This is a genomic window from Halanaerobium polyolivorans, from assembly GCF_020711195.1.
GTDB classification, from domain to species: domain Bacteria; phylum Bacillota; class Halanaerobiia; order Halanaerobiales; family Halanaerobiaceae; genus Halanaerobium; species Halanaerobium polyolivorans.
In genome coordinates this window covers 126,558-150,993 of record NZ_JAJFAT010000001.1, presented here as the reverse complement: position 1 = coordinate 150,993, position 24,436 = coordinate 126,558, and the positions used below count along the sequence as shown (strand labels likewise).

Annotated in this window: 23 protein-coding genes; 1 reads left to right on the top strand and 22 read right to left on the bottom strand. The window is 32.6% G+C overall.

Going from position 1 to position 24,436, the window contains the following annotated elements:
* Positions 1-31 precede the first annotated feature (31 nt).
* From LJ207_RS00770 to pepV, 4 genes are read right to left on the bottom strand one after another with little or no spacing between them, the layout of a single operon-like run.
* A complete protein-coding gene (locus tag LJ207_RS00770) occupies positions 32-1,252 on the bottom strand; it encodes a BaiN/RdsA family NAD(P)/FAD-dependent oxidoreductase (protein WP_229343142.1) in 1,221 nt (406 codons plus the stop codon).
* A gap of 21 nt (positions 1,253-1,273) precedes the next feature.
* Positions 1,274-2,491: a MalY/PatB family protein gene (locus LJ207_RS00765; protein ID WP_229343140.1), complete on the bottom strand. Its 1,218-nt coding sequence runs from the start codon at positions 2,489-2,491 to the stop codon at positions 1,274-1,276.
* 24 nt (positions 2,492-2,515) lie between these two features.
* Positions 2,516-2,758, bottom strand: a complete 243-nt coding sequence (locus LJ207_RS00760) for a hypothetical protein (RefSeq protein WP_229343138.1) — start codon at positions 2,756-2,758, stop codon at positions 2,516-2,518.
* Positions 2,759-2,804: 46 nt separating this feature from the next.
* A complete protein-coding gene (gene pepV / locus LJ207_RS00755) occupies positions 2,805-4,199 on the bottom strand; it encodes a dipeptidase PepV (protein ID WP_229343136.1) in 1,395 nt (464 codons plus the stop codon).
* A gap of 227 nt (positions 4,200-4,426) precedes the next feature.
* Between pepV and LJ207_RS00750 the strand changes: the two genes are divergently transcribed.
* Complete coding sequence (locus LJ207_RS00750) at positions 4,427-5,239, top strand: alpha/beta hydrolase (RefSeq protein ID WP_229343135.1); 813 nt, start codon at positions 4,427-4,429, stop codon at positions 5,237-5,239.
* Positions 5,240-5,254: 15 nt separating this feature from the next.
* Here the strand turns inward: LJ207_RS00750 and pepF are convergent, their stop codons facing one another.
* The 18 genes from pepF to rbfA all read right to left on the bottom strand — a co-directional run bounded on the left by pepF (position 5,255) and on the right by rbfA (position 24,424).
* A complete protein-coding gene (gene pepF, locus LJ207_RS00745) occupies positions 5,255-7,051 on the bottom strand; it encodes an oligoendopeptidase F (protein ID WP_229343133.1) in 1,797 nt (598 codons plus the stop codon).
* Positions 7,036-7,584 carry a methylated-DNA--[protein]-cysteine S-methyltransferase gene (locus tag LJ207_RS00740; RefSeq protein ID WP_229343131.1) on the bottom strand — a complete coding sequence of 183 codons (549 nt, stop codon included), beginning with the start codon at positions 7,582-7,584 and terminating at the stop codon, positions 7,036-7,038. The genes pepF and LJ207_RS00740 overlap by 16 nt, the downstream gene beginning before the upstream one ends.
* Before the next feature lie 35 nt (positions 7,585-7,619).
* Positions 7,620-9,011 carry an asparagine--tRNA ligase gene (asnS, locus tag LJ207_RS00735; RefSeq protein WP_229343129.1) on the bottom strand — a complete coding sequence of 464 codons (1,392 nt, stop codon included), beginning with the start codon at positions 9,009-9,011 and terminating at the stop codon, positions 7,620-7,622.
* Between the two features lie 179 nt (positions 9,012-9,190).
* Positions 9,191-9,316 carry a desulfoferrodoxin FeS4 iron-binding domain-containing protein gene (locus tag LJ207_RS00730; RefSeq protein WP_229343127.1) on the bottom strand — a complete coding sequence of 42 codons (126 nt, stop codon included), beginning with the start codon at positions 9,314-9,316 and terminating at the stop codon, positions 9,191-9,193.
* Positions 9,317-9,407: 91 nt separating this feature from the next.
* Entirely contained in the window at positions 9,408-10,631 is a 1,224-nt protein-coding gene (locus LJ207_RS00725; protein ID WP_229343125.1) for an aspartate kinase, read from the bottom strand.
* Positions 10,632-10,662: 31 nt separating this feature from the next.
* Positions 10,663-11,949, bottom strand: a complete 1,287-nt coding sequence (locus tag LJ207_RS00720) for a homoserine dehydrogenase (RefSeq protein WP_229343123.1) — start codon at positions 11,947-11,949, stop codon at positions 10,663-10,665.
* A 3-nt stretch (positions 11,950-11,952) separates the two neighbouring features.
* Positions 11,953-12,873 carry a homoserine kinase gene (gene thrB, locus LJ207_RS00715; RefSeq protein ID WP_229343121.1) on the bottom strand — a complete coding sequence of 307 codons (921 nt, stop codon included), beginning with the start codon at positions 12,871-12,873 and terminating at the stop codon, positions 11,953-11,955.
* Between the two features lie 26 nt (positions 12,874-12,899).
* The gene (gene mtnA / locus LJ207_RS00710; RefSeq protein WP_229343119.1) at positions 12,900-13,940 is read right to left on the bottom strand and encodes an S-methyl-5-thioribose-1-phosphate isomerase; all 1,041 of its coding nucleotides are present in this window, start codon (positions 13,938-13,940) and stop codon (positions 12,900-12,902) included.
* Between the two features lie 20 nt (positions 13,941-13,960).
* A complete protein-coding gene (gene dut / locus LJ207_RS00705; protein WP_229343117.1) occupies positions 13,961-14,401 on the bottom strand; it encodes a dUTP diphosphatase in 441 nt (146 codons plus the stop codon).
* 45 nt (positions 14,402-14,446) lie between these two features.
* The gene (locus LJ207_RS00700) at positions 14,447-15,367 is read right to left on the bottom strand and encodes a cell wall hydrolase (RefSeq protein WP_229343115.1); all 921 of its coding nucleotides are present in this window, start codon (positions 15,365-15,367) and stop codon (positions 14,447-14,449) included.
* Entirely contained in the window at positions 15,357-17,822 is a 2,466-nt protein-coding gene (locus LJ207_RS00695; RefSeq protein WP_229343113.1) for a helicase C-terminal domain-containing protein, read from the bottom strand. The genes LJ207_RS00700 and LJ207_RS00695 overlap by 11 nt, the downstream gene beginning before the upstream one ends.
* Positions 17,823-17,834: 12 nt before the next feature.
* Positions 17,835-18,683, bottom strand: a complete 849-nt coding sequence (locus LJ207_RS00690) for a deoxyribonuclease IV (protein ID WP_229343111.1) — start codon at positions 18,681-18,683, stop codon at positions 17,835-17,837.
* Positions 18,684-18,688: 5 nt separating this feature from the next.
* Positions 18,689-20,779 (bottom strand): polyribonucleotide nucleotidyltransferase, encoded by a 2,091-nt coding sequence (gene pnp / locus LJ207_RS00685; RefSeq protein WP_229343110.1) that lies wholly within the window; start codon positions 20,777-20,779, stop codon positions 18,689-18,691.
* Positions 20,780-20,855: 76 nt separating this feature from the next.
* On the bottom strand, positions 20,856-21,122 hold the full coding sequence (gene rpsO, locus LJ207_RS00680) for a 30S ribosomal protein S15 (protein WP_229343108.1): 267 nt from the start codon (positions 21,120-21,122) through the stop codon (positions 20,856-20,858).
* A 99-nt stretch (positions 21,123-21,221) separates the two neighbouring features.
* Positions 21,222-22,145: a bifunctional riboflavin kinase/FAD synthetase gene (locus LJ207_RS00675; RefSeq protein WP_229343105.1), complete on the bottom strand. Its 924-nt coding sequence runs from the start codon at positions 22,143-22,145 to the stop codon at positions 21,222-21,224.
* A gap of 51 nt (positions 22,146-22,196) precedes the next feature.
* Positions 22,197-23,090, bottom strand: a complete 894-nt coding sequence (gene truB / locus LJ207_RS00670; protein WP_229343103.1) for a tRNA pseudouridine(55) synthase TruB — start codon at positions 23,088-23,090, stop codon at positions 22,197-22,199.
* Complete coding sequence (locus tag LJ207_RS00665) at positions 23,083-24,057, bottom strand: DHH family phosphoesterase (protein ID WP_229343101.1); 975 nt, start codon at positions 24,055-24,057, stop codon at positions 23,083-23,085. The genes truB and LJ207_RS00665 overlap by 8 nt, the downstream gene beginning before the upstream one ends.
* Positions 24,041-24,424, bottom strand: coding sequence for a 30S ribosome-binding factor RbfA (rbfA, locus tag LJ207_RS00660; RefSeq protein WP_229343099.1), 384 nt, complete (start codon positions 24,422-24,424; stop codon positions 24,041-24,043). Before rbfA ends, LJ207_RS00665 begins: the two co-directional genes overlap by 17 nt.
* Between the last annotated feature and the right edge of the window lie 12 nt (positions 24,425-24,436).

The following is a 24,436-nucleotide window of genomic DNA, read 5'->3' as shown; positions in this document are numbered from 1 at the left end:
TTATGTCTTTTTTTAAATAACTTTAGATGATTTAGACACTATTTCCTGCTTTATAAGCAGTTGAAAATGCAATCTGCAGGTTAAAACCACCAGTCATTGCTGCAACATCAATCACTTCACCGGCAAAATACAAATTATCTATTAATTTAGATTCAAGTGTTGTGGGTTCTATTTGATCAGTATCAACTCCACCTCTAGTTACAATCGCCCTATTAAAGCCTTTTTTTGCTTTAATAGTTAAAGTCAACTCTTTAAATAATTTTAACAATTCCTGCCTTTCTTCTGCAGTAATCTGATTTACTGTTTTATCATAATCGATTGAAGAAAGTTTAATAAATACAGGTATCAATTTTATAGGTAGTAGATCATCTAAACTGTTAGCAAAATATTTGTTATTGTATTTAGCAAAATCTCTTAATAGCCGCTGATCTAAAGTCTCATAGTCTAGAGCAGGTTTTAAATCAAGTTTAAGTTGATAAGAACTTTCTTTTGCAAAATCAAGTATCATACTGGCAGAAATAATCATTGGCCCATCTACATAGCCATCTCTAATTTCAAGCTCTCCAAAATCAGAATATATTTTTTGGCCCTGCTGATTATAAATTTCTAATCCGGTATTTCTTAATCTTAAACCATTAGCTTCATAGATCCACTTTTCTTCACAAATTAAGGCAGTTAAGCCTGGTCTTAGCTCAACAATATTATGACCACACTGTGCTGCTAATTTATATCCACTTCCATCTGACCCGGTTTCTGGATATGAACTTCCTCCCGCAGCTAAAATAATCTTATCTCCTCTCATTACACCACCATATTTCAATCTTACTCCAACTGCTTTTTTATTTTTAATAATTATTTCTTCTGCAAAATCTTCAATTATTTTAACATCTTTTGCTAGTAATTCTTTTTTTAAGACCCTTAATACATCTGAAGCTCGTTTTGATTTGGGGAATATTCTATTGCCCCGCTGTACCTCAAGTTCTAGTCCCAAGTCTGAAAAATATGAATAAAGTCGATAAGCATCAAACTCAGCCAGGGAACTGTATAAAAACTTAGGGTTATCAACAATATTATTAATATGCTCATCAAGAGGAGAATAATTGCTTAAATTACAGCGACCTTTACCGGTTATTAATAATTTTTTACCAAGCCCTTTATTTCTTTCAATTATATAGACCTCATTATTATCAGCAGCTTCAATAGCAGCCATCATTCCAGCAGCTCCACCACCAATGATCAATACTTTTTGCAAAATAATCCTCCATTCAAATCATTATTTAAGTTTATCAACAGCATTTTTAATCCTCAGCAGTGCCTTTTTTAGTCTTGCTTGAGGACAGGCAATATTTAATCTCATAAAACCACTTCCAGCTTTACCAAACCAGATTCCAGGATTTAGCCCCACCCTGGCCTCTTCAATCATAAACTCTCTTAACTGCTGATCATTAGCAAAATTCAAATTACGGCAGTCTAACCAGATCAAAAAGGTACCTTCTTGTTTAAATAATTTAAGAGCAGGAATTTCATTTTTAATAAAGTCCTGCAGATAGTTTTTGTTTTCAACTATATATTCAAGCTGTTTTTCCAGCCATTGTTCTCCCTCATTATAAGCGCATTTAAGGGCTTCTAAACCAAAGGGAGAATTCCCAGAAGCAAATCCATTTTTAGCTTTATTATATTCTTTTCTTAATTTATCAGAGCTGATGATAGTATATGAAGTGTGTAAACCAGCGATATTAAATGTTTTACTGGCTGCCATATATGTAATAATTTTATCTCTATAACCCTGCAGCTCAGGATAATTTTCAATAACTTTTAAACTTGGATAATGATTATAAGCTGGATAAACTAAATCAGAATGTATTTCATCACTTAATAAATAGATATTTTCTCTAGCTAGAATTTCCAGCAATCTTTTTAGCTCTGATTTATTCCAAACCCTACCAACCGGATTATGAGGACTACAGAAAATTAAAGCTTTAAGATCACCTTGCCGTTCTTTCCACTCAGAAATTATTGCTTCTAATCCTGCAAAATCAATTTTATAATGCCTGTCTTTTAAAAGCAGCTCATTTTTTATTAGTTCACAGTTATTATTTTTAACAGCAGAAAAAAATGGTCTGTAAACCGGTGGTTGAATAATCACACCATCACCAGGCTCAGTAATTGCTTTTAAAGTAAAATTTAGGGCAGGTACAACTCCAGTATCAAAAACAAGCCAATCTTTATCAATTGCAAGTTCAAATCTTTTTTCCAACCATTTTTTAACCGCATTTTTGACAGACTGATCAGCATAGCTATAACCTAAAACAGTATTTTCTGCTTTTTTAATTAAAGCAGCTTTAATTTCGGGAGCAGTATGCCAGTCAGAATCTGCAACCCAGAGGGGCAGAATATCTTCTCTACCAAAAATATCTTTACGCTTATCCCATTTGACTGACATCGTATTTTCTCTATTGTTTAACTTCGAAAAATTATATTTATCTTCCATGTTCAAACCTCCAATTATCAAAATCTAAATTACTTTATTTTGCAATAAATCGATATCTAAATAATAATTATAGCTGTAGTTTGAGTTTAAAATCTCATTGTCTTGATTCATATTATTTACTGCAAAAAAAGCTAAAAGCAAACCAATAATTAAAACAATTAAGGCAACTTTTCTATTTCTGATTCTGAGTGAGACCAAATCACCTTTTAGTAAAGCAACTAAACCTACTGCAACCATTAAAGCTCCAAGATTGGCTAAAAGTTCCATAAAAACCCTCCATTTTAATAATATTTTATTTTCTTCAACCTAGAATTTAACCTGCAATATCAATTATTGCTTTTGCATAAATAGCAGCACTTTTAAGCAGTTTATCTATAACTATATATTCATCTTTTTGATGGGCTAGTTCTTCCTGCTCTGGAAAAAGAGGGCCAAAGGCAACTCCTTTTTTTACTTTGCGGGCATATGTGCCGCCTCCAATAGCAATTGGCTGACTTTGATCACCAGTAATTTCCTGATAGGCAGCCATTAACTTTTTAATAAAGGGATCATTTTTTTCAATATAAAGAGGCTCAGCATCCCTTTGTAGTTCTACTTTAATCTTATAATCTTCAATCGATTTTTCTATATCATTAATAACCTTATAACTACTTGATTTAACAGGATAGCGAATATTAACTATTAGCTTGATTTCCCTTTGATTTATAGTGATTATACCTGAATTAAAAGTTAATTTACTTGCTATATCATCTTGATCTGCACAGCCAATTGAGCTGCCATCATATTCTAAGCCTATTTTAGCTTGATAAAATTTGAGAAAGTCAGCTATATCAGATTCTCCAAAAGGCAATTGAGCCAGAATATTAATTAAATGAGAGATAGCATTTTCCCCATCTTCAGGTAAACTTGCATGAGCAGAAATACCATTGTAGGCAAGTTTTAGCCCATTTTTAGCTTCACTTATCTCAAGCTTATTTTTATCATAATCGATCTCTTTTAAAATACTCTGTAGTTTTTTAATATTTATACCTTTAATAATTGCTTCCGCATAATCTGCAACCATATTAGCAGCATTACCACCTTTTAAAGCAATTAATTGCAGCTCTGAATCATCTCTCTTTTCAATTTTTTGAGAAAATTTAAGGTCTAAAATTCCTTTTTCTGCATGAATAGCCGGGAATACTGCATCTGGACTAAAGGCTAGTTCTGGCATTTTTTCTTTTTGAAAATAATAATCTATAGATTCCATTCCACTTTCTTCATCAGTGCCTAAAATTAAACGCACTTTTTGCTTTAATTCTAGATCAAGTAGATCAACAATTTTCATAGCATAAAGTGCTGCAACTGCTGGTCCTTTGTCATCTATTGCTCCTCGGCCATAAATCCTTCCAGAGTTAATTTCAGCAGCATAAGGAGGATAAGTCCAGCTGCTTCCTTCTGGAACCACATCTAAATGACATAAAATGCCTAGGACTTCTTCGCCCTGCCCTATTTCTACATGTCCAGCATAATTATCGACATTTTTAGTTTTAAAGCCAAGCTCAGCAGCAATTTCTAAAGCTTTCTCCAAAGCTAAATAGACATTTTTTCCATAGGGATAATTCCCCTCTTTTTTACTTTTAACACTTGCTATTTTTATTAATTCTTGAGTACTTTTTATAATATCATCTTTCATAGTTGCAGCCAGATTTAATATTTTATCTTTCATAATCTAGTTTAATAGTAGCTACTATTAAACTCCACCTCCTTAAAAAGTAATTAGTCTGCAAATTTTTCTAGTTATATTTTACCATTCAACATATATTTTATCACTTAAATCAGATTTTTTAAATTAAATCTTAAAAATAAATCAGATATTTTTAATATATTGTAATTTATAGATTTACTATTGTAAAAAAAAACAAAAAATGTTATATTTATTTTGAGGTGAGCAAATTGCATATTAAAAAAATAAAAAAAGAAAGTACAATTAACCCCTTAGCTGAGGAAATTAAAATCGGCTTTAATGATAAATCTATAAATAAAGCTGTTTTACTGCTCCATGGTTTTGCCGGCAAAAGCACTAATTGGAGCTATATAGGAGAAAAAATATTTCAAGAGAAAAATGCTGCTGTCTATATACCAAGGCTGCCAGGCCATGGAACAAATAGTAGTGATTTTAGAGCCAGTAGTTCAGAACAATGGCTCCGGAAAAGTATTGATAGTTATTTGTATTTAAAAAGTAATTTTGAGCAGATCTATCTTGCTGGTCTTTCTATGGGTGGCCTTTTAGCATCACTTTTAGCAGTAAATTTTAAAATTAAAAAGCTTTCTTTAGTTGCCCCGGCATTTTATACAAGTGATAAAAAGCTAGCCTTAACTCCAATCGGTAAATATTTTATCAAAAAAATAGACCACCCGGCAGCAGATTATAGAGAAAATATAGAAGAACTTTCTCAGGCAGAACTTGCTTTTAAAAATAATTACAGCAAATATTATTATCTTGAACAGCTGGCAGAGTTATATTCTTTAATGAAAAAAGCCAGAAGAGAAATTTTTAAACTTAAAACACCAACCCAATTAATAATCAGCGAAAATGACCAGACAATTGCCAATTCTAAAAGCTTAAACTTTTTAAACAAAAAAATGGGACAATCTTTAAAAGATATAAAAATATATCAAAAATCATCCCATGTAATTACTAATGACCTTGAAAAAGATAGGTGTGCTAATGATATTATAAGCTTCTTTTTCAATGCTCAAAATTAATTTTTTTATTTTATTTTAAATTAAATCCCTTAATTTGGCCAGGTAACGGCTAAATTTATCAACAGCATTTTCGATTACCAGTGGCTTTTCCATATTTACTCCAGCATTTTTTAAAATATTTAAGGGATAATCACTGCCACCAGCCTTTAGGAAATCTAAATATCTATCTGCAGCTTTTCTGCCTTCATTTTTAATATTTTCAGCCAAAGCAGTAGCTGCAGAATAACCTGTTGCATATTTATAAACATAAAAATTATAATAGAAATGAGGAATTCTAGCCCATTCATAATCGAGTTTTTTGTCCATTACAAGCTGCTTACCAAAATATTTTCTATTTAGCTTATTATATTTTTTCTGCATGCTTTGAGAGGTTAGGCCTTCTCCTTTTTCTACCTGCTGATGGATCATCTTTTCAAATTCAGCAAACATCGTCTGCCTATAAACAGTTCCTCTAAACCCTTCTAAAAAATAATTTAATAAATAGAGTTTTTCTTCTTTGCTTTCAGCATTATTTAACATATAATCAACCAGTAAATTTTCATTTAAGGTTGAAGCAACTTCTGCCACAAAAATCTTGTATTTAGAATAAATATAGGGTTGATTTTTATTTGTATAATAACTATGCAGAGCATGACCCATTTCATGAATTAAGGTAAATAAGTTGCTTATATCTTGAGTATAATTCATTAAAATAAAGGGGTGAACACCATAACAGCCGCTGGAATAAGCACCCGATCTTTTGCCTTTATTTTCATAAACATCTATCCAACCTGAATTAAATGCTTGTTCTACTACAGAAACATAATCTTCTCCTAGTGGTGCTAGAGCATTTTTGATAATCTCTTTACACTCTTCATATTCAAATTTAAGGTCTATCTCTTTTATTAAAGGGGTATAGGTGTCATAAATATGAAGCTCATCTAAGTCCAGCATTTCTTTTTTTAGCTCCATATATTCATGGAGGGGAGCTAAATTATCAGAAATACTATTAATCAAATTATCATAAACCTCAACACTTATATTGTCATCATCAAGTGAGGCCTCTAAAGAATTATTATACTTTCTGGCCCTTGCATAAAAAATATCACCTTTGACAGTACTGTCTAATACAGCTGCAAAGGTATTATCAAGTTTTTCATATTCCCCATGCATACCATTGAAAGCAGCTTTTCTCACTCTACGCTTTTCATTTTTTAAAAGATCAATATACCTGCCGTGAGTTAACCTGATTTCCTCTCCATCTTCTTCCTCAATTATGGGAAATTCTAAATCAGCATTGTTTAACATACTAAAAATATTTTCAGAACTCTGAGTTACTTCTCCAGCCAGTGCCAAGATCTTTTCTTCTTCAGCAGACAAATAGTGTTCTTTCTGCCTCATTATATCATCAAAAAAATGATCATAAAATGATAATTCCTCTGTTTGATTAATATACTCGGCTAATTTTTCTTCCCCCAATTCAATAATGGCAGGTACCATAAAAGAAGTAGAATTATTCAGCTTATTATAGGCAGTCATAGCCTTATTTTTATAATTTTGATATTTTTCATTTTGAGTATTTTGATCATATTTCATATGAGCATAAGAATATAAACGAGAAGTTTTTTCTTCGATCTTTATAATCTCATTTAAAGCATTATAAAGATTTTCTCCATCTGCACAAAAATCAGCTTTGTATTTATCGATTTCTGCAATTTTTTGCAAAACCTTTTTTAAGTCTTTTTCAAACTCACTGTCATTTTTGTAAATATGGTCTAAATTCCATTTATATTTATCTGAAATAGATTTTCTATCTTTTAATTCCTTAGACAAAAGAAATCTTCCTTTCTAATCTTTTGAGTTTTCCTTTTCTCGTGTTCTAAAAGCCACTTTTTACGCCAAAGACCATCTGCATAACCTTTTAAACTGCCATCACTGGCAATAACTCTATGACAGGGGATAATAATTGAAATAGGATTATTATTATTAGCTTGGCCAACTGCTCTTGCTGCAGCAGGCTTATCAATAGCTTTGGCAAGTTCTAGATATGAGATAGTTTTAGCATAAGGGATTTTTTTCAAATAATTCCAGACCTTTAGTTGGAACTGACTGCCATTTAAGCATAAAGGTAGATCAAATTTTTTTCTTTCTCCCATAAAGTACTGATTAAGTTGATCAAAAATCATATTATATATTTTAAGGACTTTTTTGTCCTGATAAAAATTCTCTCTACAATTATTTTTGATTTCCCGAACCTTATCCTCAAAATCGATTCTTAATAATGCAGAATTATTAAATTTTATTTTTAAAATTCCGATTGGTGAAGGATAATATGTAAGATAACTCTTTTTTTCCAAGCTATTCACCCCTATTCTTTATACCGCGTACATTAGCTGAACTTTTAGAATTTTGCATTACCAGGTGTTCTTGGAAAGGGAATTACATCTCTAATATTTTGCATACCTGATAAATACATTAAAAGTCTTTCAAATCCAAGGCCAAAACCTGAATGGGGTACTGTACCATATTTTCTGATCTCTAAAAACCACTGGTATTCTTCTAAATCCATCTCAAGTTCCTGCATTCTCGATTTTAATTTTTCATATCTCTCTTCCCGCTGACTCCCCCCAATTATTTCACCTACTCCAGGAACAAGGCAATCTACAGCAGCAACTGTTTTGTTATCATCATTCTGTCTCATGTAAAAAGCCTTAATATCTTTAGGGTAATCTTTAACCATAATTGGTTTTTTAAAGAATTTTTCTGTTAAAAATCTCTCATGTTCAGACTGGAGATCAATCCCCCAGCTGACTGGATATTCAAAATCAATCCCACTTTTTTCTAAAATGTCTATTGCTTCTGTATAGCTAATTTTCGCGAAATCAGCTTCAATAATATTAGAAATTATTTCTCTTCTCCCATTATCAATCCACTTATTAAAAAATTCTATTTCTTCAGCTGCTTCATTAAGTGCAAAAGTAAAAAGTTTTTTAATAAAATCTTCAATCAAAACCATCATTTCTTCTAGATCACAAAAGGCCATTTCTGGTTCAATCATCCAAAATTCGGATGCATGACGGGAAGTATTAGACTTTTCTGCTCTAAATGTAGGGCCAAAAGTATATACATCTCCTAAAGCAGAAGCCATTAATTCTGCTTCCAGCTGACCACTAACCGTTAAACCAGTTTCTTTGCCAAAAAAGTCCTGGCTGTAATCAATTTCTCCTTTTTCATCTGTGGCCAATTCTTTTAAATCAAGAGTTGTTACTTTGAAGACTTCTCCCGCTCCCTCTGCATCTCCAGAGGTAATGATTGGAGTATGGATATATTTAAAATCTTTATTATAAAAATAATCGTGAACTGCATAAGACATTTTGCTGCGGAAGCGATTAACAACTCCAAAGGTATTTGTTCTTGCTCTTAGATGGGCTATTTCTCTGAGAAATTCAAAACTATGTCTTTTTTTCTGCAGAATAAAATCTTCCGGGGCCTCACCAATAATATCTATTTTTTCTGCTTTCATCTCTACGTCCTGTTCTCTACCTTCAACCTTATCTATGTAGCCTTGAACTTTTATACTTGCTCCCCTGTTTATATCCTCTAGGGGAAACTCCGAAGGGTTCAAAATAACAATTTGCAGATTATTCAAACAACTTCCGTCATTAATTTCTATAAAGGCAATATTTTTAGAGACTCTTTTGGTTCTTACCCAGCCCATAACAATAACGTCTTTATAGCTATCAATAGTATCTGCTAGAATAGCTTTTATTTTGTGGCGCTCAAAATAATTCATCCAAAACTTCCTTTCCCTAATCAAATAATTTATATAATTTTTGACTATTATATTATTTCTTGCAATCTTGATTAAATCCTTTAAAAAAATCAAATGAATTTAATTTTATTTTAATTTAAATATTGAAAGTTTTAAAGAGCCCGGTTTAATACCGGGCTGGTAAATATAATTCTTAGTTATTATTCTTCTTCTAATGTCATTTCTTGTCCACAACAAACAAGAGTTCCACCGCCTACGTCTTTTACTTCGACAACATTACCACAAACTTCACAGTGGTAAACTTCACCTTTTTTCTTTACAGCCATATTAAAACCTCCTCTTTTGTTAGGATTTATTGGATTTAGTTAATATTAACTATTAATATTATAAAACAAATGTAAATTTTTTTCAATAATTTTAGTTATTTACTTTATCTAGAGAAAATTCATCATGTAAAACATTTACCGCTTTATCTGCTAATTCTTTTTTAATCAGACAGGAAATTTTAATTTCTGAAGTTGTAATCATTTGAATATTAATTTGATCACGACCTAAGGCCGTAAACATTCTTGCCGCAATACCTGGAGTTGACTGCATACCAGCTCCAACAATAGATATTTTGGCAACATCTCTATCAATACTATAATTATTTAAATTTAATTCTGGCTTTATTTTTTCCAAAACATTGACTGCTCTTTTTTCATGGTCATTATTTATGGTAAAAGTAATATCATTTAAATTATCGCGCTGCAGGTTCTGAATAATCATATCAACATTAACCCCTGCTTCAGCTAAAGAATCAAATAACTTACCAGCAACACCTGGTTGATCAGGTATTCTTTCCACAGTAATTTTAATTTCATTAATATCACTGGCTACTCCTACTACATTTTGTTTACCTTCCATTTTTTCAACTCCTCTAACTATTGTACCTACTTTATTATTAAAACTTGATGCAATATATAATTTTAGATTATAATGATTTGCTAGTTCTACTGCTCTAGGATGAAGAACATTTGCTCCTAAATTAGCAAGTTCAAGCATCTCTTCATAAGATATATAATCTAATTTGCTGGCATTGTTAACAATTCTAGGGTCTGCAGTATAAACACCATCAACATCAGAATAAATCTCACATCTATCAGCTTCTACTGCTGCTGCTACCGCAACTGTAGTGGTGTCTGAACCGCCTCTACCTAAGGTTGTAAAATCATGATTGTCATTTACACCCTGAAAACCGGCAACTATAACAATTTTATTTTGAGCCAGTTCTTTGAGTAGTCGACTGGTATCAATATCTGTTATTACAGCCTGATTGTGTTTCTTATTTGTTTTTATTTTCATTTGGCTTCCAGTAAGTGAAATAGCAGGATAACCATAAGAATGAATAGCCATTGTCAGCAAAGCTATAGAGACCTGTTCTCCTGTTGTTAAAAGCATATCAACTTCACGTGGATCTGGATCATCAGTTATCTGCCCCATCAGCTCTATTAGTTTATCTGTTGTATCTCCCATTGCTGAGACAACAACTATCATTTGATTACCTTTTTTATAGCCCTCGATAACTCTTTTTGCTACATTATCAATTAATTCTGGATTAGCTACAGAGCTACCTCCATATTTTTGTACAATTAACGACACATCTTTCACCTTCCCTATTATACTTATAGATCTAACTAACTGTATCTTTAATAGGAATAATATTATTTATTGTTAATACACCTTTTAAAGATTCTATTTTCTCTATAATTTTTTCTAGTTTATCTTCTTTTATTTTCTTAGTTATTATAATAACCGGCAGTAGGGGTGTTTCTGTTTTGTTATCTTTAAAAAACAATTCTGCCAGATCTTTTTCTGCAAAAATTTCTTTGATTTGATTTATTGTTTGATCATCTTTTTCAATTTGAATTCTAATATAAAATGATTGCTCAAGATAGGCATGGAGATCAAATGTTGGTGTTTTTTCTAATGGATTGAGCTCCAGCTTGGTTTTATTTTCTTTGATAGTTTTAGCAGCTTCAATCAGATCAGAAATTACCGCATTTGCACTGGGATATTTACCAGCTCCCATACCATCAAAACTAAGTTTTTGTGAATACTGGGAAAAAACTTCTATTCCATTAAAAACTCCATCAATTGAGGCTAAATATTCGCCTTTTTCAACTAAATTTGGTCTGACCCCAATATTAATTTTATTATTTATATTTTTGATGCTTGCTATCAGTTTAATTTTATAACCTAATTCTGAAGCATAGATCAAATCATAACTGGTTATACCTTTAATCCCCTTACAGGGAATATCTTCAGGATTTACAGAAATATCAAAGGCTAAATTAGCCAAGATACAGATCTTATATAAGACATCATAACCACCTAGATCTTCTTCAGGATCCTGTTCTGCATAACCAAGTTCTTGAGCCTCTTGAATGGTTTCTTTCATACTAATAGTTTTTTCTTCCATGATAGAAAGAATATAATTTGTAGTTCCATTTAAAATTGCATCTATTTCCTGGATATTATCTCCAGCTAAGTGATCTCTAATCGCCTTAATAATAGGAATTCCACCAGCAACACTTGCTTCAAAATAAATATGAGTATCATTATGCTCAGCTAAAGTCATCAATTGATTATAATGCTTAGCTATCAGCAGTTTGTTAGCTGTAATAACGATTTTATTTTTAACTAAAGATTCTTTTATATATTGATAGGCAGCCTGTTCTCCCCCAATTAATTCTACAACAATATCTACTTCGGGGTCCATTAAAATTTTATTAAAATCATCAGTTAAAATAGATTTATCTGCAAGATTTTCTCTTTTTTTAGTCAAATCTTGAATTAAAATATGTTTGAGATTAATTTTTTCTTTAACTATATTTTCAAGCTTATTTTTATTGTTTTTTAATATTTCATAAAATCCGCTGCCCACGGTTCCATAACCCAGTAGGGCAATGTTAATCATAGATTACTGCCTCCCTTTTAAATACTCATATAAGTTATAATTACAGCCTTTTAAAATAAAACTGCTGCTTTTTATATTTTTTGCTTTAAAGGGTTTTTGCATTTCTTCAGCAATTTTTTCATTATTTTTATCAGCCACAGCGATTATTGTCGGACCAGCTCCACTTAAAGCGGCCCCATATGCTCCCCAAGCATAAGCTTTATCTATGACTTGATCAAATTCTTCAATTAATCTTTTTCTATAAGGTTGATGTATTTTATCTTCCATTGCTTTTTTTAATAAATGAAATTCATTATTAATGAATGCTGCAGTAAATAAAGCGGTTCGACTTAAATTGAAAATTGCATCAGGATAATTAATTTTTTTCGGTAAAACCGCCCGCAGTTCTTTTGTTTTTAATTCAAAATCAGGTACTACTAAAACAAAAGATAAATTTTGACTTAAATTTATTTTATAATAACTATAGTCCTCATTGCAATTATAATTTATTGTTAAACCACCAACTAAAGCGGGAACCACATTATCAGGATGTTTTTCAAGAGCAACTGCAAGTTTAATAAAATCTTTTTCTGCAATTAACTTCCCCGAAACAATTGCTGCTGCTGTAAGACCACCGATAATAGCAGATGCACTACTGCCTAAGCCTCTAGCTAAAGGTGTCTCCATGGTCTCAATTATTTCAACTCCTGCAGCTTTTTGCTTTATAAATTTAAAATAGCTTTGATAAGCAATTGATATTAGGTCATTTTTAGGATTCAGCTCTAAAATTTGATTATTATTGCTTTTATCAATAACCTTGATCTTAATTAAATTATCTTTTCTTTTTTTTACTTGAAATTTATTAAAAAGATTTAGAGCCATCCCGATTGTATCATAACCCGGACCTAAATTAGCTGATGTAGCTGGTACTTTAAATTCATCCATTTTTTTATTCCTCTCTCAGAAATTAATTAAACTTGAAACAATTCTGCAATAGATTTTTTATCAGGATTTTTTACAATACCCTTTTCAGTTATAATAGCATCTATATTTTCTGCAGGAGTAATATCAAAAGCAGGATTATAGACTTTGACATTTTCTGGTGCAATCTGTACTCCTTCAATCTGGGTTATTTCTTCGCTATCTCTTTCCTCGATTTCAATTAAACTGCCGCTTGCAAGCTTTCTATCAATAGTAGAAAGTGGAGCAGCAACATAAAAAGGTACAGCAAAATTCTTTGCTAACTCTGAAAGCATAAATGTACCTATTTTATTTGCTGTATCACCATTTGCTGCAATTCTATCTGCTCCAGTAATAATATAGTCAATTTTGCCATCTCTAATTAGAGTAGCTGCAGTACTATCAGCAATTAAAGTAACATCTATACCTTCTTCCATCAGTTCAAAAGCGGTTAATCTTGCCCCCTGTAGTCTTGGCCTTGTTTCATCTGCAAAAACTTTAATATTTTTCTTAGTGAAATGTGCTTCTCTGATCACTCCTAATGCAGTACCATAATCTACAGTTGCCAGTGAACCTGCATTACAATGAGTTAAGATAACTGCATTTTCTTTAATAAGTTTATTTCCGTTTTCAGCCATCTTCTTATTTATTTTTCGATCAGAATCGGCAATTTGATCAGCCTTATCTTTTAAAATTGCTAACAATTCCTCTTCAGATTTATTTAAATTAGCTAAAGCTAAATCTAAAAGCTGTTCAACAGCCCAGCTCAAATTAACAGCTGTAGGTCGAGCAGCAATTAATTTGTCAGCTGCTTTTTTTAATTCTTTTTCTAATTCTTCTTCGGGCAGGCCGGCAAATTCTAACGCAGCAAGATAAAATCCATAAGCTGCTGCTGCCCCGATTGCTGGAGCACCTCTAACAACCATCTCAGAAATTGCAAACTCTGCATCATGATAATTTTTACAGCTAAAATATTCAATTTGAAGCGGAAGTTTACGCTGATCAATTAGTTTTAATTTATTATTTTCAAAATACATAGTTTCATTTTTCATGCTCTTGCCCTCCATTTAGATTATTTGCCTTTTACTCCTGTATGACCAAAGCCACCTGAACCTCTTTCACTTGCTTCGAGATCATCAACAACTTCCCACTCTATTAAATTGACCTTTTGAATTATTAATTGGGCAATTCTATCATTAAAATTTATTTTAAAATCATCAGGACCATGGTTGATTAATATCACTGCAACCTCTCCTCTATAGCCTGAGTCAATAACTCCATCTGCATTTAAAACAGTAATCCCGTGTTTTAAAGCAAGACCACTTCTTGGATAGACAAAAGCAGCATATCCCTTAGGAACAGCTATTTTTAAAGCAGTTTTAATTAATTCATATTCACCACTTTTTATCAGAACTTCCTCAGCTGCATGAAGATCAAGACCTGCATCTTCCCCAAAGTGCTGATATTCGGGTAGTTTAACTTTATCATTAAGTTTTTCTACTTTTATATTCATTTTATCATCCTCTCTAAGAGTTTTACAGCGTTCTTCGAATAATATTTATTCTATAAAAAGATGTTCACCAATTTGGGTGATCACCCTTCTTCCTCTGAAAAAAGAGGTGTTTGTAGCTGTTCTAGGATTATAGAAGTAAAGGGCTCCGTTGGTAGGGTCACTCCCCTCTAAAGCATCTCTAGCAGCATTATAAGCCTGCTGATTAGGAGTTAAATTAATCTGTCCATCAGAAACAACACAAAATTGCCCCTGTTGGTAAATCACTTCTGCAAAAGTATTGGGAAACTGATTACTTAATACACGGTTAATAATAACTGCAGCAACTGCAACCTGACCTAAATATGGTTCTCCTCTTGCTTCACCATAAACAGCCCTTGCTAAAAGATTTAGCTCCTGTCTGCTGACCCTTTGATTTAAAATTTGATGTGAGGTTAAATTATGTACTGGTAGTCTTAACTTCTCTCCACTTCTTAAAGAATTATCTTCTTTATCATTTAAAGCTAGAATAGTCCCTATAGTAGTGCTGAAATCACGAGCTAAATCATATAAGGTGTCTCCAGGTCCAACATAATAATCAATAATTTTATCCTCGGGTATATCACTAATATCTGGTCTTTGCTGAGATGGGTTTATTCTAACAGCATAACTTGTATTGATAGAAAAAGATAGCTCGGACTTTTTAGACTGCAGATTAGAGAACAACTCATTTTTATTTTCTTTTTTCTCTGCTTCTGGAAGGGGTATTAAAAGCTCTTCCCCCATTTTAATAGAGAAATTGCTATTAATCTCATTAAAATTTCTTAACTCATTTGTTGAGATCCCAAAATCAGAAGCTATTTCTGATAGTGTATCCCCTTGCTGTATTACATAAACAAGAGTTAAATTGGGTGCTGCAGAAACTTTAAAACCTGTTAAAAAAACTAAAGTGATAATAAATACGATCATAATTTTATCTCTATTTTTCATTGAACCCAGCTCCATTATCTATAATTTTCTCTTTAATAGTTTCTAAATTAACTTCGTTTACCGGACACCCTGCTGGTAATGACTCTAAAAAACTCTTCCCATATGATCTGCTGATAACCCTACGGTCAAAGAGAATTATCAAACCATGATCTTTTTTAGAGCGAATCAACCTACCAAAACCCTGTCTAAATCTTATAACTGCTTCTGGAAGAGCAAGGTTGTAAAAAGGATTTAAGCCCTCTTTTTTTAAAAGCTCTTCTTTAGCCTTATATAGAGGCTGTCCAGGAACAGGAAAAGGTAGTTTAACCATCACTAAATATTTTAATAAATCTCCTGGTAGATCTACTCCCTCCCAAAAACTAGAGGTGCCAAAAATAACTGTATTATAGGAAGCATGAAACTCTTTCATAATATAATTTCTTGTTAGTTCTGATTGGGATAAAATCCTGATTCCCTTTTTTTCTACTTTATCTTTTAAGTTATTATAACTGTAATTCAGCATCCGATAAGATGTGAAAAGCACCAAGGTTGAGCCCCCAGAATTTATAATAATTTCATAGAGATTTTTCACAAGTTCTTTTAAGAAGTTATCAGCTCCAGGTTCGGGAAAATTCAAAGGAAGCAAAAGCTCTGCCTGTTTGGAATAATCAAAGGGTGATTCTAATTTTAATTCTTCAGCCTTTTTAATACCTGTGGCGCGATAAAAATATTCGAAAGAACCAGCAGCTGTTATAGTTGCTGAAGTAAAGATAATATTAGTTAACTTAGACCACAATAAATCAGGTAAAAATTTGCCAGAATCGATAGGAACAGATTTTTGAATAAGCTGTTCACTTCCCCTATAAAAACTAGATTCCAACCAGTAAACATAATCCTCATCCTCTGCCTTTAAATTAAACTCGATTCTTTCAATAATGGTATGACAGCGATTAATACTGGAAGTTATTTTCATTTCATTTTCATCAGTATTATCATCAATATCTAAATATAAATTATCATAAATAATTTGCAGAAAACCAGCAATGTTTTTTAAATAAGCAGCCAGATTTTCAGCAGTTGTTTTAAATTCCTGCCATTTTGCAGTATTTTTTAATTTCTCATCCACAGTTATTTTTCTTTTTTGATAGTTATTAACTATAGCTTTTAGCTCATTAAAATATTGAGGAATCAAATCATTTATCTTTTGAGCTGTGGGAATAAGCTTAGCATCTAAAATATTGCGCAACCTATCTTGATCATTACTTAGGTAAAAAGCTATATCTTCTCTTATTTCAGCCAGCAGAGATTTCTTTTCTCCACTCAAAGAATTAAGCCATTTATCTAAGAGTGGTCTATATAAATGATGACCGAGATGTTCTGTTGTTATATCACCTATATTATGGGCCTCATCAACAATTAAATGGTTAAAATTAGGTAAGATGCCCCTGTCCACAGAACCTGTGTCTTCTTTTAATCTTGCATCTGAGAGCAATAAATGATGATTAACTATCAAAATATCTGCCTTATAGACTTCTTTTCTAGCCTGCATAAAATAACAACTTTTAAAAAATGGACAGACAGTATTAAGGCACAAATCACTTTCTGCAGCTACTTTATTCCAGATTGAAGATTTAATCTGAAAACTTATTTCAGATTTTTCACCGCTTTTTGTTTCTTCTTTCCATTCCTGCAGATTGGAAAATAGTTCTTTGTCGACCTCTATTTCCCCTTTTTCAAAATTATTTTTAAAATTTTTATATTTTCTTAAACAAAGATAATTATTTCTCCCTTTAACTAAAACAGCTTTAAAATCAAAATCTAAAATCCTGGCTAAACTAAGCAGATCTTTATTGATCAGCTGTTCCTGGAGATTGATAGTATTTGTAGACACTACAATTCTGCTGTCATTTAGATTGTTATAAAAAAGAGCAGGGATTAGATAGGCAAAAGATTTGCCTGTTCCAGTACCTGCTTCAATAAAGTCAAACTGATGATTGTTAAAAGAATCTATTATTTTTTCTGCTGCACAAAGCTGTTCTTTTCTTTCTGAAAAACGTTCTAATTCCTTAGAAAGTTTTCCCTCAGCTTTAAATAAATTTAGAATCTTTTCTTTAGGCAGGACTTTGCTTTTTTCTTTTTTACCTGGCTCAACTACTACATATATATCTTCTGCCTGATTATCAATAATTGCAAAGCCAACTTCTCTGGCCGCCATTTTTGAAGCAAGACGAATATCAGCAGCAGAAGGTGTTAAATCACCTGAAGGATGATTATGGATAATCATTTCTCCTGCCATAATATTATTGATTACAGCTGGAGCAGAATAACTATTTCCTCTGGCCAGCACTTCAAATGATTCAATAATATTTTTATCATTAAGTTGAGCTCGAACAAAAATTTCATTGCCAGAGGCTGATTCAATTTCTTTTTTTAAACTTTTAGCTGCTTTTTTCAGCAGTTGATCTCTGACAGACAAAATAAAGCCCCCTTAATTTCTTAAATGTTTTAATAAAATCACATCCCGGTCAACTTGATCATCAAAGCAGGGAGTTTCTAAAATAAAAGGCAGGTCCTTTAATTTAGGATGATTAATCATTTCTGCAAAAGCTTTTTTACCAATCTCGCCTTCTCCAATATGAGCATGCTCATCTTTCTTGCTTCCACTAATATATTTAGAATCATTTAAGTGAATAACTTTTAACTTAGAAAGTCCAAGCTGATTTTCTATATCTAAAAGTAGTTTTTCAAGAGCAGATTTATCTTTAAGCTCATATTTAGCTGCAAAAGCATGGCAGCTATCTAGACAAACCCCAAACTTTTCCGGAGCTTCAACTTGATCAAGAATAGCCTTTATTTCAGAAAAATCCTGGCCAATACTGCTTCCTGCACCAGCAGTGTTTTCCAGTAAGATCTGAGTGCTATCTAATAATTGAGCATCAGTTTCTGCTAAAATAATATTTAAAGCTTCAGCAATTCTTTTTATTCCACTTTCAAGCCCAGAACCAGTATGACTGCCGGGATGAAAAATTAGATATTCAGCTCCTAATCTGGCACTTCGCATTAATTCCATTTTGAGAGCTGAAATTGATTTTTCCCACAGTTCTTCTTTTGGAGAAGCCAGGTTGATTAAATAAGCAGCATGTACTACAACAGGGTTAATATTATATTTTTCTCTATTTGCTTTAAAACGCTCAACTTCAGCCTCAGATAAATCTCTAGCTTTCCAGCCCCGTGGATTTTTGACGAAAATCTGCAGGGAATTACAGCCGATTTCAGCTGCTCTTTTAAGAGATTTATCTAGACCCCCGGCTATAGATACATGTTTGCCTAAAATCAAATTAATTACTCCTTTGCTTCTAATTCTTTTTTAGCTGCTTTTAGAGATAAGTTAATTCTATCCTGATTATCAATTTCTATAACTTTAACAGGAATTTCATCTCCAACAGATAAAACATCACTAACTTCTTTGATATGTCTGTCAGCAATTTTAGAAATGTGAACTAAACCTTCTTTATTTGGTAGAATTTCAACAAAAGCACCAAAGTTCATGATTCTTTTAACAGTACCTTGATAGATTTCTCCAACTTCTACTTCTTTGGTTAGATTTTCTATCATCTTTTGGGCTTCCTGTCCACTTTCCTGATCATCAGTTAAAATCATAACTGTACCATCATCATCAATATCTATTTGGGCTCCAGTTTTATCGATTATCTCATTAATGGTCTTTCCACCAGGACCAATGACAAAACGGATCTTTTCTGGATTGATCTTCATACTGATCATTGCAGGTGCATTTTCAGAAAGCTCTGGTCTAGGCTCAGCAATAACCTCTAACATTTTATCAAGGATATGCATTCTACCTTTTTTAGCCTTATTTAATGCCTCTTCTAAAATATCCTGAGAAAGTCCTTTAAGCTTCATATCCATCTGTAAAGCAGTAACTCCTTTTTCTGTTCCTGCTACTTTAAAGTCCATATCACCGTGGAAATCCTCAAAGCCCTGAATATCAGATAAAACAACAATCTCATCATCTTTTTTCATAAGTCCCATTGCTATACCAGAAACAGGTGCCTTAATTGGTACTCCAGCATCCATCAAAGCAAGTGTGCTTCCACAAATACTAGCCTGAGAAGATGAACCATTTGATTCAAGAACTTCTGATACGATTCTGATCGTATATGGGAAGTCATCTTTTTCAGGAATAACAGGAAGTAGAGCTTTTTCACCCAGGGTTCCATGACCAATTTCTCTTCTGCCTGGAGAACGCATTGGACTTGTTTCACCTACACAAAAAGATGGGAAATTATAATGGTGCATATATCTTTTTGTTTCTTTTTCTCCTAAGCCAAATAATATCTGTTCATCACTTGATGCACCAAGAGTTAAAACACTTAAGGCCTGAGTTTCTCCTCTTGTAAATACACCTGAACCGTGAGAACGAGGGACAGTACCAACTTCTGCCCAAATTGGTCTTATTTCATCATATTTTCGACCATCAGGACGAATACCATCATCAATTATTAAACTTTTAACCGATTTTTTGATCATATTTTCAAAAGCTAAATTGAGCTGAGAATCAAGTTCTTCATCTTCTTCAGGGTTTAGCTTTTCTTTAACTTCAGTTTTTAAGCTGTTTATTTTTTCACCTCTAGCCTGTTTTTTCTGAATTTGAACAGCTTCTTTTAATCTACCAGCCAAAATATCTTCAACCTCATCGGCCAGCTCAGCCTCAACTGTAGGCTCAACAAATACTTCTTTTTCTTTGCCAGCTTCTTCTCTGATTTTTTGCTGAACTTCAATCATCTTTTGAATTTCTTGATGAGCTAAGTCCATAGCTTCCAAAATAACAGCTTCTTCTACTTCATTTGCACTGGCTTCAACCATCATAATTGCATCTTTAGAACCAGCTACAACTAAATCGAGATCACTATTTTCTCTTTCTTCTTCATTGGGATTGATAATTATCTCTCCATCAACCAAACCTACTTTTACTCCCCCAATTGGTCCATCAAAAGGAATATCAGATATAGTTAAAGCAATTGATGCCCCATTAAGAGCCAGCATTTCTGGATCATGATCATCATCAACAGATAAAATTGTTGCAACTACCTGTACATCTTTTCTATAACCATCTGGGAAAAGAGGTCTAATTGAACGATCAATAACTCTTGCTGCAAGAGTAGCCTCATCACGTGGTCTTCCCTCTCTTCTTAAAACACCACCTGGTATTTTACCGATAGCATATACTCTCTCTTCATAATTAACCATTAAGGGAAAATAATTCATTCCAGGTCTTGGCTCATCCATAGTTGCAGTAACAAGAACTTGTGAATCTCCACTGCGTACCATTACAGAACCATTGGCCTGTTTAGCTAATTTTCCTGTTTCTATGTGAAAATCAGAACCGGCATATTCTAGTGTCCATTCTTTCATATTTTGCCTCCTTTTTTATTTTTTAACATTATATTTAAATAAAGAGCGGGTAAGCCCCGCTCTTTAAAGTGCATTATTAACCGCGAAGTTCTAATCTAGAGATTAAATCACGATAACGCAGAACATCATTATTTTTTAAGTATCTTAATAATTTTCTTCTCTGTCCAACCATTTTTAATAAACCTCTTCTAGAATGATGATCATTTTTATGTTCCTTTAAATGATCAGTCAATTGAGAAATTCTAGCAGTTAAAAGAGCAACTTGTACTTCTGGAGATCCTGTATCTCCTTCTTCTAATTGATATTCTTGAATGATTTCTTCTTTTTTAGCTTTACTTAACATTGAAAATTCACCTCCTGAATTATTAATTCGGCATAAGCCAAGAATACGGCGGAGAATCGCAATCCTAGCAAATGCTAATTTAAAACTTTCCTTTTAATTTTAACATAAAATATTTCTGGTGTAAAGAACATCCTTACGCATTTGTTCTTTTAAATCTTCTACATCAGCAAATTCTTTTTCGGGACGAATATATTCGATTAAATCAACACAGAGTCTTTTTTGGTAGAGCTTATCCTTAAAATCTAAGATAAAGATTTCAAAGCTGGTATCTCTATCCTTAAAAGTTGGATTATCACCAATATTGGCAGCCCCACAATATCGTTTCCCTTTATAGTGTACTTCAACTGCATAGACTCCAAAAGGGGGCTGAACATAATTACTTTCCAGCTTTAAATTTGCAGTAGGAAAACCGAGTTTTCTCCCAATTTTTTTTCCATGGACTACCCTTCCACAGATCTGAAATGGTCTTCCTAAAAGTTCTTCAGCTTTATCTAACTTACCTTTTTGCAGCAGATTTCTTATTCTGGTACTGGAAATCCTATCTTCATTGGCATTAAGCTGAGAAATGATATTAGTTTTAAAATTATAAATTTCAGCCAGTTTATTTAATATCTCTACATTAGCCTCATTATTTTTTGCAAAGCGAAAATCACTTCCGACAACTACGGTATCCACTTTCAGTTCTTTAGTTAAAATATTTTCAACAAATTCAACCGCATTTAGATTGGCAAAATCCTCATCAAATTTTTGTTCAAAATAATAGTCTAAGCCCATATCATCTAAGATAGAAATTTTTTGTTTTCTTGAAACTAAGGCTGGAGGTGGGCTTTGATTTGGAATGATTTCTAAAGGATGAGGATTAAAGGAAAGAACTGCAGAGGGTTTTTGCTGCATTTTTGCACTTTCTATACATTTTTCAATTATTAATTGATGTCCTTTGTGTAAACCATCAAAAGCACCAATAGCAATCACAGGCTTATTTTCTCTAAATTTATCATAATTTTCACTAGTTATTATCTGCATTCAAAAGTCCTCCAGTCTAATCCATTAGCAAATTTATATTTAAAAAAAATATTATATAAAAACCTTAACTGGTTGATAGATTTGATAATCATCTTTAGTTGTAAATTTTGCAATTGCTAAAAATCTCCCTGCTTCAGAAAAGCAGAGAAAATCTTCTTCTAATTCTAGATTTAACTCAGATTCTACAAAATCTTTTGCTAATAAATAATTACCGTTTTCGATTCTAAAAAATGAAGAATCTTTGACAGTATATTCAGCCAAATCAAGTGGCTCTTCCGGAGTTAATAATATTTCACTGCCCTTTTCTTCTAAGTCTTCAATAGTAACAGCAGTTTCGATTTTAAATGGTCCACTTTGAGTCCTTAAAAGAAAAGTCATAACTCCACAGCTATTAAGTGATTCAGCAATATCTCTAACCAGAGCTCGAATATAGCAGCCTCTGGAAACCTCAACTTCAAAGCGAATTATCGGTAGAGAGATTTCCAAGATAGAAAGTGAAAAAACTTCTATCTCTCTGGCTTCTCTCTCAACTTCAATTCCCTTTCTGGCCAATCTATATAAGCGCTTACCCTGATGATGAAGAGCAGAATACATAGGTGGAACTTGCTGACTTTTACCTTCGAATTTGCTGATCTCTCTTAGAACATCAGCTTGACTTAATTTATTCCACTTTAAATCTTCACGAATTACTTTTCCATCAAGATCAAGGCTGTCAGTAGTTTTGCCTAATTTCATTTCACAGATGTAGCTTTTTTTACTGTCATCTAGAAAAGGAATAGTTTTGGTTGCTTTACCAAAACATACAGCTAAAACACCGGCTGCTGCTGGATCAAGAGTGCCGGTATGACCTGCTTTTTTTTCATCCAATATTCTACGTAATGTTTTGATAAAATAGCCTGATGAAATACCAGGTGGTTTTATGATATTCGCAGTACCATTAAACATGCTTTTTAGCCACCTCTACAACTTCTTTGATAGCTGTCTCTAGATCTTTTTCTACTGTTGCTCCGGCAGCCCTTGGATGACCACCACCATTGAATTGAGAGGCTATTTCATTTACTTTTGCATAAAAATTAGAACGCAGACTTACTTTGATTTTTTCCTTTTCTTCCTCGGTAAATAAGATACCAATTTCTACATCTTCAATATCTCTAGCCTGATTTACCAATCCTTCTGTATAATCTGTTCCAGCTTCATGCATCATATCTCTGCTTACATAGAGCCAGGCTATTTTGCCGTCTTCACTTAATTTCAGAGTAGAAAGGACAAGACCTCTTAACACTATCGCCTTATAGCTTACAGTGCCAAAGATTTCTTTATTAATCCTATAAATATCTACTCCACTTTCAACTAAATCGGCTAAAACCCTTAAAACATCAGCGCTGGTATTTTCATACCTTAAAGCTCCAGTATCTGTAATGATAGCTGTTGCAAGAGGAGTACCAATCTCTAATGGTATATCTTCCTCAAGAAGTTCTTTAACAATAGCATAGATCATTTCTCCAACCGCAGCCTTAGTTGAATCAACAAGGTTGATTTTAGCAAAATGGCTGTTATCTTGATGATGATCAATATTTATAATGTATTTAGCAGAATCAATAATTTCTTCTGCCAGATCTACTCTTTCTAGATTACCTGAATCAAGTGCGATTAATATATAATTTGAGTCAATTTCTTTTTTCAATTGCTCAAAATCATCATAATATTCTTCACTCTCTAAATCTAAAAAAGAAAAAGGAGCCAGAGTATCTCGATTAAAATAAGCTCTGGCACTTTTATTTTTCTTTCTTAACAGCCTTGTTAAAGCAGTTACTGATCCAATACAATCTCCATCAGCACCTACATGGCCTGCAATCAAGAAATTATCTTCTTTATTTAAGATTTCTATTATTTGCTTAATTTCCTTCTGCATCAGAGTCAGACTCCTTTAGCTCTCCTGATTCTTTGAGGTCATTGATTATTTCAGAAATATGAACACCCTGTTCAATAGAATCATCATATCTAAAGATAATCTCAGGTGTATGATGGATCTTTATTCTTTCCCCAACCAGCTTTCTAATATAACCGGTCGCTCTTTCAAGACCTTCCATGGTTTCTTCTTTTTCTTTATCACTGCCGAAGACACTGATAAATACTTTGGCATGTCTTAAATCTCCACTTACCTTTACATCAGTTACTGAAACAAAGGCAATTCTGGGATCTTTCATCTCTCTTAGTATTATCTGACTGATTTCTTCTTTTAATAGTTCTCCAACTCTAATAGCTCTTTTTTTTGTCATTTTTTTTCACCT

Bases quoted from the DNA above. Each gene is read 5' to 3' on its own strand.
- LJ207_RS00765 (WP_229343140.1), bottom strand. From the start codon at position 2,491: ATGGAAGATAAATATAATTTTTCGAAGTTAAACAATAGAGAAAATACG.
- LJ207_RS00760 (WP_229343138.1), bottom strand. From the start codon at position 2,758: ATGGAACTTTTAGCCAATCTTGGAGCTTTAATGGTTGCAGTAGGTTTA.
- pepV (WP_229343136.1), bottom strand. From the start codon at position 4,199: ATGAAAGATAAAATATTAAATCTGGCTGCAACTATGAAAGATGATATT.
- asnS (WP_229343129.1), bottom strand. From the start codon at position 9,011: ATGAATTATTTTGAGCGCCACAAAATAAAAGCTATTCTAGCAGATACT.
- LJ207_RS00730 (WP_229343127.1), bottom strand. From the start codon at position 9,316: ATGGCTGTAAAGAAAAAAGGTGAAGTTTACCACTGTGAAGTTTGTGGT.
- LJ207_RS00720 (WP_229343123.1), bottom strand. From the start codon at position 11,949: ATGATTAACATTGCCCTACTGGGTTATGGAACCGTGGGCAGCGGATTT.
- thrB (WP_229343121.1), bottom strand. From the start codon at position 12,873: ATGGATGAATTTAAAGTACCAGCTACATCAGCTAATTTAGGTCCGGGT.
- mtnA (WP_229343119.1), bottom strand. From the start codon at position 13,940: ATGAAAAATGAAACTATGTATTTTGAAAATAATAAATTAAAACTAATT.
- dut (WP_229343117.1), bottom strand. From the start codon at position 14,401: ATGAATATAAAAGTAGAAAAACTTAATGATAAAGTTAAACTACCCGAA.
- LJ207_RS00700 (WP_229343115.1), bottom strand. From the start codon at position 15,367: ATGAAAAATAGAGATAAAATTATGATCGTATTTATTATCACTTTAGTT.
- pnp (WP_229343110.1), bottom strand. From the start codon at position 20,779: ATGAAAGAATGGACACTAGAATATGCCGGTTCTGATTTTCACATAGAA.
- rpsO (WP_229343108.1), bottom strand. From the start codon at position 21,122: ATGTTAAGTAAAGCTAAAAAAGAAGAAATCATTCAAGAATATCAATTA.
- LJ207_RS00675 (WP_229343105.1), bottom strand. From the start codon at position 22,145: ATGCAGATAATAACTAGTGAAAATTATGATAAATTTAGAGAAAATAAG.
- truB (WP_229343103.1), bottom strand. From the start codon at position 23,090: ATGTTTAATGGTACTGCGAATATCATAAAACCACCTGGTATTTCATCA.
- LJ207_RS00665 (WP_229343101.1), bottom strand. From the start codon at position 24,057: ATGCAGAAGGAAATTAAGCAAATAATAGAAATCTTAAATAAAGAAGAT.
- rbfA (WP_229343099.1), bottom strand. From the start codon at position 24,424: ATGACAAAAAAAAGAGCTATTAGAGTTGGAGAACTATTAAAAGAAGAA.